The 12,339-nt window shown below is 52.8% G+C and carries 15 protein-coding genes; 6 read left to right on the top strand and 9 right to left on the bottom strand.

The window, feature by feature from the left end; all coding sequences use genetic code 11:
* The first annotated feature begins 109 nt into the window (after positions 1–109).
* From VSX58_RS11705 to VSX58_RS11695, 3 genes are all read left to right on the top strand, one after another.
* Complete coding sequence (locus VSX58_RS11705; protein ID WP_327618240.1) at positions 110–796, top strand: DUF2076 domain-containing protein; 687 nt, start codon at positions 110–112, stop codon at positions 794–796.
* A gap of 97 nt (positions 797–893) precedes the next feature.
* Entirely contained in the window at positions 894–1,940 is a 1,047-nt protein-coding gene (locus VSX58_RS11700) for an MBL fold metallo-hydrolase (RefSeq protein ID WP_327618239.1), read from the top strand.
* A 163-nt stretch (positions 1,941–2,103) separates the two neighbouring features.
* Positions 2,104–2,226: a YshB family small membrane protein gene (locus tag VSX58_RS11695; RefSeq protein ID WP_327615324.1), complete on the top strand. Its 123-nt coding sequence runs from the start codon at positions 2,104–2,106 to the stop codon at positions 2,224–2,226.
* Positions 2,227–2,302: 76 nt separating this feature from the next.
* Here VSX58_RS11695 and hemN read toward each other — a convergent pair whose 3' ends face one another.
* The 4 genes from hemN to VSX58_RS11675 all read right to left on the bottom strand — a co-directional run bounded on the left by hemN (position 2,303) and on the right by VSX58_RS11675 (position 4,769).
* Positions 2,303–3,676 carry an oxygen-independent coproporphyrinogen III oxidase gene (gene hemN, locus VSX58_RS11690; RefSeq protein WP_327618238.1) on the bottom strand — a complete coding sequence of 458 codons (1,374 nt, stop codon included), beginning with the start codon at positions 3,674–3,676 and terminating at the stop codon, positions 2,303–2,305.
* 132 nt (positions 3,677–3,808) lie between these two features.
* The gene (locus tag VSX58_RS11685) at positions 3,809–3,982 is read right to left on the bottom strand and encodes a hypothetical protein (protein ID WP_327615335.1); all 174 of its coding nucleotides are present in this window, start codon (positions 3,980–3,982) and stop codon (positions 3,809–3,811) included.
* Positions 3,983–3,985: 3 nt separating this feature from the next.
* Positions 3,986–4,525 carry a Der GTPase-activating protein YihI gene (gene yihI, locus VSX58_RS11680; RefSeq protein WP_327618237.1) on the bottom strand — a complete coding sequence of 180 codons (540 nt, stop codon included), beginning with the start codon at positions 4,523–4,525 and terminating at the stop codon, positions 3,986–3,988.
* Positions 4,526–4,553: 28 nt separating this feature from the next.
* Positions 4,554–4,769 (bottom strand): hypothetical protein, encoded by a 216-nt coding sequence (locus VSX58_RS11675; protein WP_327618236.1) that lies wholly within the window; start codon positions 4,767–4,769, stop codon positions 4,554–4,556.
* Position 4,770: 1 nt separating this feature from the next.
* On the opposite strand from VSX58_RS11675, the gene yihA reads away from it, so the two are divergent.
* Positions 4,771–5,409: a ribosome biogenesis GTP-binding protein YihA/YsxC gene (gene yihA / locus VSX58_RS11670; RefSeq protein ID WP_327618235.1), complete on the top strand. Its 639-nt coding sequence runs from the start codon at positions 4,771–4,773 to the stop codon at positions 5,407–5,409.
* A 169-nt stretch (positions 5,410–5,578) separates the two neighbouring features.
* Here yihA and VSX58_RS22580 read toward each other — a convergent pair whose 3' ends face one another.
* The 5 genes from VSX58_RS22580 to VSX58_RS11650 form a co-directional block, all read right to left on the bottom strand.
* Positions 5,579–5,626: a spot 42 RNA, inhibition of DNA synthesis gene (locus tag VSX58_RS22580; RefSeq protein ID WP_071892919.1), complete on the bottom strand. Its 48-nt coding sequence runs from the start codon at positions 5,624–5,626 to the stop codon at positions 5,579–5,581.
* A 174-nt stretch (positions 5,627–5,800) separates the two neighbouring features.
* A complete protein-coding gene (gene polA / locus VSX58_RS11665) occupies positions 5,801–8,593 on the bottom strand; it encodes a DNA polymerase I (protein WP_327618234.1) in 2,793 nt (930 codons plus the stop codon).
* A 509-nt stretch (positions 8,594–9,102) separates the two neighbouring features.
* On the bottom strand, positions 9,103–9,726 hold the full coding sequence (dsbA, locus tag VSX58_RS11660; RefSeq protein ID WP_327615340.1) for a thiol:disulfide interchange protein DsbA: 624 nt from the start codon (positions 9,724–9,726) through the stop codon (positions 9,103–9,105).
* 24 nt (positions 9,727–9,750) lie between these two features.
* A complete protein-coding gene (locus VSX58_RS11655) occupies positions 9,751–10,737 on the bottom strand; it encodes a serine/threonine protein kinase (RefSeq protein WP_327618233.1) in 987 nt (328 codons plus the stop codon).
* Between the two features lie 102 nt (positions 10,738–10,839).
* Positions 10,840–11,109 (bottom strand): YihD family protein, encoded by a 270-nt coding sequence (locus VSX58_RS11650; RefSeq protein ID WP_327615342.1) that lies wholly within the window; start codon positions 11,107–11,109, stop codon positions 10,840–10,842.
* A 123-nt stretch (positions 11,110–11,232) separates the two neighbouring features.
* Here VSX58_RS11650 and mobA point away from each other — a divergent pair, with 123 nt between their 5' ends.
* Both mobA and mobB read left to right on the top strand, forming a co-directional pair.
* Positions 11,233–11,811 (top strand): molybdenum cofactor guanylyltransferase MobA, encoded by a 579-nt coding sequence (mobA, locus tag VSX58_RS11645; protein ID WP_327618232.1) that lies wholly within the window; start codon positions 11,233–11,235, stop codon positions 11,809–11,811.
* Positions 11,801–12,316, top strand: a complete 516-nt coding sequence (gene mobB, locus VSX58_RS11640) for a molybdopterin-guanine dinucleotide biosynthesis protein MobB (protein WP_327618231.1) — start codon at positions 11,801–11,803, stop codon at positions 12,314–12,316. Before mobA ends, mobB begins: the two co-directional genes overlap by 11 nt.
* Positions 12,317–12,339: the final 23 nt, after the last annotated feature.

The raw sequence follows: 12,339 nt of genomic DNA, 5'->3' as shown, positions 1-12,339 counted from the left end.
AATTCATAGCCAGCTTTACCTCTGTCTTGTTTTACCGTTTCGCCGCAGCGATTAGCATAGACGATAGCGGAGCCGGGTTCCGCGACGGATAGTTATTTTGAGGTGACCCATGCAAGCTGAAGAACAACGTCTTATCGATGGTCTGTTTAGCCGCCTGAAAGAGACCGAAGCCAAAACAGGAGCGCGCGACCTCAGCGCCGAACAACAAATCAGCGAGTATGTGCGCCGGCAGCCCGCCGCGCCTTACTACATGGCCCAGGCGCTGATTATTCAGGAAGCGGCGCTCAAACAGATGGACCAGCGCGTCAAAGAGCTGGAAAGCGAGGTGGCGCAGCTGCGCCAGAGCGCCAGCCGGCCAAGCGGCGGCGGGTTCTTGTCCGGACTGTTCGGCGGCGGCCGTTCCGCGCCGAGCGCGCCGGCGCAGTACGGCGCCCCGAGCCAACAGCCGAATTATTCTCAGCCCAATTACGCCCCGGCCGCGCAGCCTTCCCGCGCCGGCGGCTTTATCGGCGGAGCGCTGCAAACCGCGGCTGGCGTCGCGGGCGGCGTGATGCTGGCCGATATGCTGACCGGCATGTTCCACCGCGCGCAGCCGGAAGAGATCGTCAACATCATCAATGAAACGCCGCTGGACGGCGGCCTGGACCGGAATTTGACCGAAGACGCCAACCTAGATACCTTCAACCACGGCGACGCACAATGGGAAAATACCGGCAATGAGTGGCAGGGCGGCGATGCTCCAAGTGACGATTTTTCCTCAGACTTCGGCAGCGACGACGACGGCTCGTTCCTCTAACCGCCATACCCCCCTTCGCTCCGGGGGGTAATCCTTTTGCCATATTAATGCATCACTCTACCGTCAGGCGTTATCGCCTTATTTCATCGGAGGCCGTATGCAGGACTGGAACATTCCCCACTACTCCGCCCGGACCAAGCGCTTTTACAATCCCACCCCGCCGTCAGGCGCGGCGCGCATCGGCCTGCTCGGCAGCTTGAAATTGGTATGTCAACTGGCCTTCGCCCGCGGCGAGCGGAGTCCGTCCGCGCCGCTGCCGACGGTAACGCCCGATATGGCGGCGTTGTCCGCCGGCGCCGAACCTCTGAAGTTTATCTGGTTCGGCCACTCCACACTGCTGCTCAATCTGGACGGCGTCAGCATTCTCATCGATCCGATATTCTCCGCCAGCGTCTCGCCGTTCTCTTTCATCTTCCGCCGCTTTCAGCCGCCGCCGGCGGCGCTGGAAGCGCTGCCGAACGTGGATATTATCCTGCTGTCGCACGACCACTACGACCATCTGGACCAGCGCACCATCCGCTTTTTTCGCCATCGCGCGACCCGCTTTATCGTGCCGCTGAAGGTGGGCAAGCACTTGCGGAAATGGGGCATCGCGCGCGAACGCATTACGGAGCTGGACTGGTTCGACAGCCACCGCGACGGCAGCCTAAATTTCACCGCTACGCCGTCGCGCCACTTCTCCGGCCGCGGTCTGTCGGACAACGGCGGCACGCTGTGGGCCTCATGGGTGATTGAAGGGAAAAGCCAGCGCCTCTTTTTCAGCGGCGACTCAGCCTACGACAGCCACTTTCAGGCTATCGGCAAACGCTTTGGCTCGTTCGATCTGGCGTTTATCGAAAACGGCCAGTACGACGCCCGCTGGCCCGATTCCCACATGACGCCGGAACAAACGGTGCAGGCCGCGCAGGATCTCAACGCCCGGGTATTCATGCCGATCCACTGGGGGATGTTCAGCCTGGCGTTTCATCCCTGGTGGGAGCCGGTGGCGCGCTCCAGCGCGCTGGCCGCCGCCCGCCAGCAGGCGATGATCACCCCGCGGCTGGGTGAAGTAGCCACGCCGCATCAGGCCACGACCCGCTGGTGGGAAGCGCTGGAGCGGCGCTGTCCGGTGGCCCGGCACGAAACCCAGGCCGAAAGCGAATAACCCGCCGGGATGCCGGAGGAGAAAAACGTAACGCAAGGGCGTTAGCCGCCGGAGATCGGAACAAGTACAAAAATACAAACTGACGCACGAAATTGTCGTTAATTTATACTTTACATACCCCAAGTCAGCAGTATGATCGTGTCGCTGATTCGGGAGGAACACCATGTTGGATTCATTAATTTCCGCGCTGACGCACGGCGCTGAAATCGGTTCTGCGGCAAGCCATTCGCCGCAGGCTGCTATCGCCGCGATACTCTGTGCCGCGCTGATAAACTTCTTTAGTTAATATCCAGGTCAACCCATGACCTGGATATCGGCTAACGCTATATAAACCTACGGCCGCGTTATGCGGCCGTAGTTTTTTAAATCACCTTAGAGAACTGCTTCATCCGCATTTTATCGCGCAGGTAGACGTCAAAGCACATACAGATATTGCGAATCAGCAAACGACCTTTCGACGTTACCTTAATTCCCGCCGCATCAATATCCACCAGCCCGTCGGCGGCCAAAGGCGCCAGCTGTTGTAAATCTTCTGAAAAATATGATTTAAAATCAATGGAGTATTGAGCTTCAATCGCATCATAGGCCAATCGAAAATTACAGATCAGCGCTTTAATGACGTCGCGCCTGATGCAGTCGTCACGCGTCAGCCGCAGCCCGCGCCACAAGGCATTGCCGCTATCCTTGACCTGCGCATAATAGCGTTTCAGCTCTTTCTGATTCTGGGCATAACTATCGCCGATCATACTAATCGCCGAGACGCCCAGCCCCAGCAGGTCGCACTCTCCCTGCGTCGTATAGCCTTGAAAATTACGGTGCAATTTCCCGGCGCGTTGAGCCAGCGCCAGCTCGTCATCCGGACGGGCAAAGTGGTCCATGCCGATAAACTGATACCCGGCGTCAGTCAGCGAACGGATGGTCTGTTGCAATATTTCCAGTTTTTGCTCCGCACCCGGCAGATCCGCTTCTTTGATCTTACGCTGCGCGGCAAATAAACTGGGCAGATGAGCATAGTTAAAAACGCTGAGCCGGTGCGGGCTTAATTCCGCCACGCGCTGCAAAGTAAAAGCGAAGCTCTCCGGCGTCTGTTTCGGCAAACCGTAAATCAAATCAATATTGGTCGACGCAAACCCAAGCGACTTGGCCCGCTCAATCAGCGCGAAGATAAACGCCTCGTCCTGTTCGCGGTTTACCAGCCTTTGCACCTCTTTATTAAAATCCTGCACCCCCATGCTGAGGCGATTAAACCCCTGCGCATGCAGACAATCGATAATATCGAGTTCAATTTCCCGCGGATCGACCTCCAGAGAGATCTCCGCCCGATCTGAAAACGAAAACCGATCGCGAAGCAGCGACATCAAACGGCCGATCTGCGCTTTATTCAGGTAGGTGGGAGTACCGCCGCCCCAGTGCATCTGCGTCACCGTCCGCCCGGCGAACAGCGGCGCGCGCTGGCGAATCTCCCGCTCCAGCACATCGAGGTATTCATCCGCCTTGTGCTGCTGGCGTGTTACCAGCTTATTGCAGCCGCAGAAGTAACATAGCCGATGGCAAAACGGGATATGGATGTACAGCGACAGCGGTCGCTGTGGGTAACGCGCGACGGCGCGCTGAAAAGCGGACTCGTCATACTCTTCCCTAAACTCCAACGCGGTGGGATAAGACGTATAACGCGGCCCGGAATAGTTATATTTTTGAATCAGGGCCAGGTCCCAATCGACTGCTTGCTCAGACATGCTGCTTAGTCCCTCCAGTCTTTTTTACGGCGGGCTGTGTGCCCGCTCTCTTTTAGCCGCTCGCCACATCGCAGCGTTTTTTTACTCGTCCCGTCCCTGGGACTCGCCCTCCGGGCCGTCGCGTGGCGACGTTTAAAAACGCTCCCGGCGTTTTTTTCCGGCGGAAGGCGCCACCGGCATTTGCCGCCGGTTAAAAACCGCACGATGCAACCGCGCCTTTCGTTTCGACAGAAGCCATAGCTTGCCCAACAGGCAAAAAAGATAAAGCGTAACCAGCAACGCCAATAGCAGAAACACAAGCTTCATTGATTACACATCGTCTTTCGGGCCATTGCGCTTCAAAAGTTGCAGCATATCTTCTTCTTGCTCTTCGCCCTCTTCGTCATCGTCCAGTTCAATGCCGAGCTGCTCCATCAAGACATCGATACGATCCAATGTTTCATCCACCCAGGATTGATCTTTGGCGCTCAACGTCTCACCGCTATCCAGGCGATCCAACAGCTCATCCAGCCGGGCGTCATTTTCCAATAATGTCAGCTCTTCCTCCGGCGACAGCGCTATCGGTTTCGCTTCAGGCGCAACCGCTTTCGGCTTGGGCCTGGCGGCGGCTTTGTCTGAAATGCCCAGGGGAATCGGTTTTTTGCTGCCGATACGGGGATCGGCGATCTGGCGCGACGCGGCGCTTTTTCCCGCCGTATCCGCTTCTTGAGCGCGGCTCCCCGGCGCACGACCGCGATGTTTTTTCTGCCGTTTCCTATCGCGAGCTTCCTGGTTCAATTCTTCACGGCTTTTTCTTTTCATTTTGGGTTTAGTGGCGTTACCACCAGAACCTTTAACTGGTCGGTTCATAATCAAGTTCTCAGGTACGGAGATGAAGTTAATTGCGGCGGAATCTAGCAGAAAGCCCGGCAATAAAAAAGAGCGCGCATCGACCGATGGCGCTTTTCATTACTTCAGCGATAATTCCCGACCATCGCCAATAGATGCCAGTAAAGGGTACACCCATCGCCCCTTCAATACAGATAAAGCCGCCTTTATTGTCAGTAACAGGTATAATCCTCAACCAGACATAGATCCAGAAAGAGATAATCATTGTGACCCAGCAATACAATTACCACACGACGCATTTTGTTATTAGCGCCCCGGATATTCGCCACCTGGCAACAGATAGCGGTATTGAAGTCGCCTTTGCTGGGCGCTCTAACGCCGGTAAATCCAGCGCGTTGAATACGCTGACCAATCAAAAAAATCTAGCGCGCACCAGTAAGACCCCCGGAAGAACGCAGCTAATCAATATGTTTGAAGTCACGGAAGGCGTTCGTCTGGTCGACTTACCCGGCTATGGCTATGCCGAAGTGCCGGAAGAAATGAAGCTCAAATGGCAGCGGGCATTAGGGGAATATCTCCATAAGCGCAACAGCCTGAAAGGACTGGTCGTTCTGATGGACATTCGTCATCCGCTGAAAGACCTCGATCAACAGATGCTCTTATGGGCGGTCGACGCGCAAATTCCGGTGCTGGTTTTGCTGACCAAAGCGGACAAACTGGCTTCCGGCGCGCGCAAAGCGCAGCTCGATATGGTGCGGAAAGCGGTATTGCCGTTTATGGGCGATATTCAGGTAGAGGCGTTCTCTTCACTGAAAAAATTGGGCGTCGATAAACTGCGCCAGAAGCTTGATAGTTGGTTCAGCGCGCTGCCGCAGACGGAAGACGATAGGCGGGAAAGCGAGTAGTCGGATCGAAGAGGAGGTTATATACCTCCGCCACCGCTTCAATGCCGCCGAAAACCTTTCGCTACTGGAAAAGCGCCGGGCGCGTTCGTGGCGGCGGCCATGAAGAGATATGGCAAGGGTAGCCACAATAAAAAACGCCCCGGTCAAAACTGACCGGGGCGGCTAACATTCAGCCAAATCCGATTACGTGAAGTAAAAGGTCTGAAAGATAGAACATCTTACCTCTGTACCCTACGCCTATAACTCTACCCTATTTTTTCATGATAAAAAAGGGGTTTTTGTAGTTTACTTTCATAAAAAATGACAACCAGAGAGACAAAGTTAAGCCAGGTCACAAAATAGTGTTGCTTAATTACATAAATAAACCTTGTCCACTCTTTGGCGCTCGCGCTTAGTGCGCCTCATCCCAGTTCAGCCCGGTTCCAATATCAACCCGCAGCGGAACGCTCAGCTGCATACATCCTTCCATTAACTCTCTGATTTTGTTTTTAGCTTCGTTCAATACCGAATCATGAACCTCAAACACCAGCTCATCGTGAACCTGCATAATCATCTTCACTGACGGCCGATCTTTTTGTAGCCAGCCGTCAATGGCGATCATCGCTTTTTTGATGATATCAGCCGCCGTACCCTGCATCGGCGCGTTAATCGCGGCCCGTTCAGCGCCCTTGCGCGCCATTGCGTTGCGCGACGTGATCTCCGGCAGATAGAGGCGCCGGCCATCCAGCGTCGTCACATATCCCTGCTCGGCGGCGTGCTGACGCGTCCTCTCCATATAGTCCTGAACCCCCGGATAGCGCTCAAAGTACAGGTTCATATATTTCTGCGATTCGCTGCGCGGAATATTCAGCTGGCGCGATAGGCCGAAAGCGCTCATGCCGTAAATCAGGCCGAAGTTGATGGCTTTGGCGCTGCGGCGCTGTTCAGGCGTCACCTTATCAAGTTCAAGGCCAAAAACTTCCGCCGCGGTAGCCCGGTGAATATCTTTTCCTTCGGAGAAAGCGCGCAGCAGCCCCTTATCGCCGGAAAGATGCGCCATAATGCGCAACTCAATCTGTGAATAGTCCGCCGCAACAATGCTGCACCCTTCCGGCGCGATGAACGCCTGCCGGATACGGCGCCCTTCATCATTACGCACCGGAATATTCTGCAGGTTAGGATCGCTGGAGGACAGACGCCCCGTCGCCGTTATCGCCTGGTGATACGAAGTATGAACGCGCTTGGTTGACGGGTTAATCATCTGCGGCAGCTTATCGGTATAGGTCGATTTCAGCTTTGCCAGACCGCGATATTCCAGAATCAGCTTCGGCAGGGGGTAATCCAGCGCCAACTCAGCCAACACCTCCTCATTGGTGGACGGCGCGCCTTTAGGCGTTTTTTTCAGCACCGGCAGCTTTTGTTTCTCATACAGAATGCCCTGCAGCTGCTTGGTAGACGACAAGTTAAACTCTTCGCCCGCCAATTCATATGCCTGCGCCTCCAGTTCCCCCAGGCGAACGGCGATCTCTTTCGAGTGTTCCGCCAGAATATGGGGATCGATCAGAACGCCGTTGCGCTCCATGCGGGACAGCACCGGAACCAGCGGCATATCGATGGCCTGAAATACCTTGCGCAACTCTTCGTGCTGTTGTAACTCGCCCCACATTTTCTGATGCAGATACAGGGTGACATCCGCATCCTCCGCGGCATAGGGACTCGCCTCCTCCAGCGCAATCTGGTTGAAGGTCAGCTGATTTTTACCTTTGCCGGCGATATCTTCGAACTTGATGGTTTTATGGCCAAGGTAGCGATCGGCCAGGCTGTCCATATCATGGCGGCCGGCAACGCTATCCAGAACGTAGGACTCCAGCATGGTATCAAAGGCGATCCCCCGCAATTCGATGTCATAGCGTTTCATCACGCCCTTATCGAATTTGAGATTCTGACCAACCTTCAACCGCTTTTCATCTTCCAGCAGCGGTTTAAACAGCGCCAGAACCCGATCGCGATCCAGCTGTTCCGGCGCATCCAGATAATCATGCGCCAGCGGCAGATAGGCGGCTTCGCCCGGCGTTACGGCAAACGACATGCCGATCAGGTTGGCCGTAAGGGTATCCAGACCGTCCGTTTCGGTATCAAAAGCGAAAACATCCGCTTTCTTGATACGCTCGATCCATTCCAGCAGCGTCTTTTCATCCAGGATGATGATATAGCCATCCGAAGAGAGCGCAACGGCGGCGAGCTCTTCTTTTTTGGGCGCGTCTTGCGACTTCGCCACGGCTTTTTGCGGCGCCTGGCCGCTCTTTTTCCCCTGCAGCCAGGTGCCGGACTCGACATCCGACAGCCAGCGTCGGAATTCGTAACGGGAAAATAGGCGATGCAATTCATCCACATCCGGCTCATTCACGGTTAGCCGATCGCAGGATAGCTCCAGTTCGACATCGGTTTTAATCGTGGCCAGCTTGTAGGAAAGGTAGGCAATGTCCTTATGCTGTTCCAATTTCGGCGCCATGGTCTTGGCCCCGCGGAACGACAGTCCGGCAATCTTATCAAGATTGGCGTACAGCTCATCCAACCCGCCCACGCCCTGCAGCAGGGCCTGCGCCGTTTTTTCACCAATGCCGGGAACGCCGGGAATGTTGTCGGAAGCGTCGCCCATCAAAGCAAGAAAATCGATAATCAGCTCGGGAGGGATCCCATACTTGTCACAGACCTCCTGCGGCCCCAGGATAGTGTTGTTCATGGTGTTGATCAGCGTAACGTTCGGCGTGACTAACTGGGCCATATCTTTATCGCCGGTGCTGATTAATACCGGAATACCCGCCTTCTCCGCCTGTAGCGCGAGCGTACCGATAACATCATCGGCTTCGACGCCGGAAATAGCCAGCAGCGGCAGCCCCATCGCTTTTACCATACGGTGCAAAGGCTCAATCTGCTCGCGTAAATCATCCGGCATCGGAGGACGATGCGCTTTGTAGTTTTCAAATAGCTCATCGCGGAACGTTTTGCCCTTGGCGTCAAAGACAACCGCCACGTGGCTGGGATGATATTGCGCCAGCAAACTGCGCAGCATATTCAATACGCCGTACATTGCCCCGGTGGGCTCTCCGGCGCTGTTGGTCAATGGAGGGAATGCGTGATACGCACGGTACAAGTAGGAAGAACCGTCCACCAGAATTAAAGGGTTTTCTGCAATCTGAGCCATAGCCTGTATATGATCTTTGTCGTCTGCCATGCTGCTAAGCATGCCATAGCTAAGGGAAAGAGACGATCCTTAACGCGCGATATTCGCCGTTTTTTGCGAGGATATACGCAAGATCCATCTGTGGATAACTTTGTGAATAGAAATAACAGATTAATTATCCATGCTAACGAAAATTATGGCATTCATTATTATAATCATAATTTTCATGCAGTTATAATAAAGCCGTCATTTTCACCGATCGATAAAAGATGATTCATATTTGTGGATATAAATGAGTCCGCTCAATATTAATGTAAGATTGATTTTTATGGTCTAAACAGGTGATGGGGAGAGATGGGTGTAACCACGTCGATATATACCCGTCATACTTCAAGTCGCATGTGCGTTGGCTTTGTTACTCGCCCCATCCATTGGGGCCGCCGCAAGCGGCGTTCAAAAACGCTTTTGGCGTTTTTGTCCTGCAACTCAAATTATCTAGAACATCATCGACGCGGTTATATACGCATAGCTTATTTTTTATCGAGCAGGAATTTCACAACCTCGGCATACTGTTTTACGTAAGCATCCATTGAGCTGGTATCAAGCCCGTCGCTCTTGATCATATATTTACCGTTAACGAACATGGCGGGAACGCCGCGTAACTGTAAATCCGCCGCCGCTTTTTCCTGTTGAACCACCAGGGACTTCACGACGAAGCTATTTAACGCGCCGTCATACTCTTCAGCGCTGACGCCCGCGTTAATAAATACGTTACGAATATCTTCCGGCTTCTGTACGGTTTGCGTTTTCTGAACCGCATCAAACATCAATGGGCTAATTTTATCTTCCACCCCCAGAGCCGTGGCCACGGCCCAGGCCTGGGTCAAATCTTTTCCTAACGGACCAAGAAAATCAACATGATAACGCGTTAATTTCGTTCCGGCAGGCAGCACCTTTTCTACCGCATCGGAGATATGGTAAACCTGAGAAAACTGATAACAGTGCGGACAATAAAACGAGAAAAATTCGAGAACCTGAGGCTCCTGAGTGGCGGTTTTTTCTAATTCAACATACTGTTTGCCATTAGAAAAATCAGCCGCTGACGCGCCAAATGCCAGAACCACGCCAATCAGTGCAAACCATAGTTTTTTCATAAAATACTCTCTCTTCGTTCAATTTCAGTACATTGGCATTAGCTGCAAAGGAGGCTCTTGCAGCAGCTTAACCTGTTCGGTAAATATTGATATCTGTTTAAGCCAGAAATCCGCATCCTTTATCCAGGGGAAATTCGGCGGGAAAGCGGGATCCTCCCAGCGTCGTATAATCCAGGCCAAATAATGAACCTGCCGCATCGCCCGCAAAGGCTCGATTAACGCCAACTCTTTATCCTGAAATTCGGCAAACTCACCGTAAGCCTCCAACAGAATATCCAACTGAATGCGTTGCTCATGGCGTTCGCCATGCAGCAACATCCATAAATCCTGTACCGCCGGACCATTGCGGGCATCGTCCAAATCAACAAACAGAGGGCCATCACGCCATAAAATATTCCCCGGATGGCAGTCCCCATGTAAACGAATCGATTGCCAATCCGAACTCCAGCACCCCTCGACAGCATCGCTCAGCCTACGGGTTGCCTGTAAAAAAGCATTGCGATGCGTTTCCGGTATTAGCGCAGAGCGTTCCAATACCTTATAGGGCTCATGCAGATATTCATTCAAACCTATCGTCGGCCTTTGCAAAAATGAGGCGCGACGGCCGACCTGATGAATTCGGCCCAAAAAACGCCCAACCCATTCCAACTGATCTTCATTATCCATCTCATATTGCCGCCCGCCAACGCTTGGAAAAACGGCAAAATGAAATCCTTCATAAAAATGAAGCGTATGGCCATTAAGCACTAACGGAGCGACTACCGGCACCTCATCTTCCGCAAGCTCACGCGCGAACGCGTGTTCCTCCATAATTTGCTCGGCGCTCCACCATTCTGGGCGATAGAACTTAACAACGAAACGCTTCCGCTCCTCATCAATAAACTGATATACCCGGTTTTCATAACTGTTTAGGGCTGTTAAACCAGAGTCCACGCGTATCCCCGCGTTCAACAGTGCATCCATTATCAGTTCAGGGAACAGCGTTTGAAAATTAAAAACCGAACCGTTCATAACAACCACTACCGGTAACGACGACGTAAGATAAACACGTATGAATATCAACATCAGAAAATTATTGGGCCATGCAAACAGAAGCCTGCATGCTTAGCCGCGTCAGTCCTTAATGACTCCGCGAGCACGAAGTAATGCGGTTTTAAAATCTTCCTCATAATCTTTTTTGAGCCCCGGAATGGCCTGCTCTTTATCTGAACCACGCATTTTCAGATGGTAAATAAGGATATCATCAGTCAGGTCACTAAACTGCCCCTCAAACCCCGCCTCCTGTGCAAGTTTTTGTAAAAATTGTACAAGATTTAAATCCGGCTCTTTTTGCCATGCCGGATGCAGCAGTTCAACCAATTCATTAACGCGATGACATTTCATTTTTTGATCCTCAGATGTAAATACCATGACAAAAATAACAGTCTTATTAATATGTGAAAAGAACTTGGTCTTCAGCAAATGTTTTCAGAAAATAACGCATGGCATAAACAACCGAGGCGAAAAATGATCACTGGCGTGATTCTGGCCGGCGGGCAGGCAACCCGTATGGGCGGCTGTGATAAAGGTCTGCTGGCGTTAAACGGGCTACCGTTATATCAACACGTACTGACGCGGTTAAGAGAACAGGTTGATGGCATCTTTATCAATGCCAATCGCAACCTTCCTGTTTATCAACAAAGCGGATATAGGGTCATTAGCGACCTGCCAAATGGCTTTTCCGGGCCTTTGGCCGGCATACTCACCGGCATGTATGCCTCTACCTCGGAGTGGATTGTTTTCGTTCCCTGTGATGTTCCTGAGCTGCCGCAGGACCTGGTAAAGCGGCTATGGGAAGGGCGGAACGGAAAAAACGCAGCCTATGCCACCGACGGTAAACGCGGGCACCCTACCTTACTGCTGATTAATCGCTGCCTTCTGAAGCCGCTGGAAACATATCTCGGTCACGGCGATCGAAAGCTTATGATCTTTATGGAGCAGATCGGAGCCACGCCGATATCGTTTTCCGATCAGCCAGAAGCATTTCTTAATTTGAATTTCCCCGAGGATCTGACATCTCTCCAAAGGCGGCATAATGAATCATGAACAGCCCCAATTGCTCGCTATCGCCGCTTATAGCGGTACCGGAAAAACAACGTTGCTAAAGGCAATCATCCCTATCCTTAAGCAGGCTGGTATTCGGGTTGGCCTAATCAAGCATACGCACCACAACATGGATGTTGATACGCCGGGCAAAGATAGTTATGAACTACGCAAGGCCGGCGCAGAGCAGACCATGGTGGTCAGTAACCAACGATGGGCCTTGATGACGGAAACCCCCGTACAGCCGCCCGATTTGCATGAATTGGCGAAAAGGATGGATGCCTCCGCGCTCGATCTGATTCTGGTGGAAGGGTTTAAGCAGGAGGAGATTAACAAGATCGTGCTGTTTCGTCAGGATCTGGGGCGTCCGCTGAGTGATTTACTGGACGAGTATGTAATCGCCATTGCTACGGATAGCCCTCTTACCACATCATTCACCCAGCTTGATATCAATCAGCCGCGACAGATAGCCGACTTTATTCACCGGTGGATCAACCTAGGACGCTAATCGCCGCACATTATCCTATTCGC

It is taken from the genome of Brenneria populi, from assembly GCF_036016195.1.
GTDB classification, from domain to species: Bacteria; Pseudomonadota; Gammaproteobacteria; order Enterobacterales; family Enterobacteriaceae; genus Brenneria; species Brenneria populi.
The sequence above is the reverse complement of the archived record's forward strand: the minus strand, read 5'-3'. Positions and strand labels throughout refer to the sequence as shown.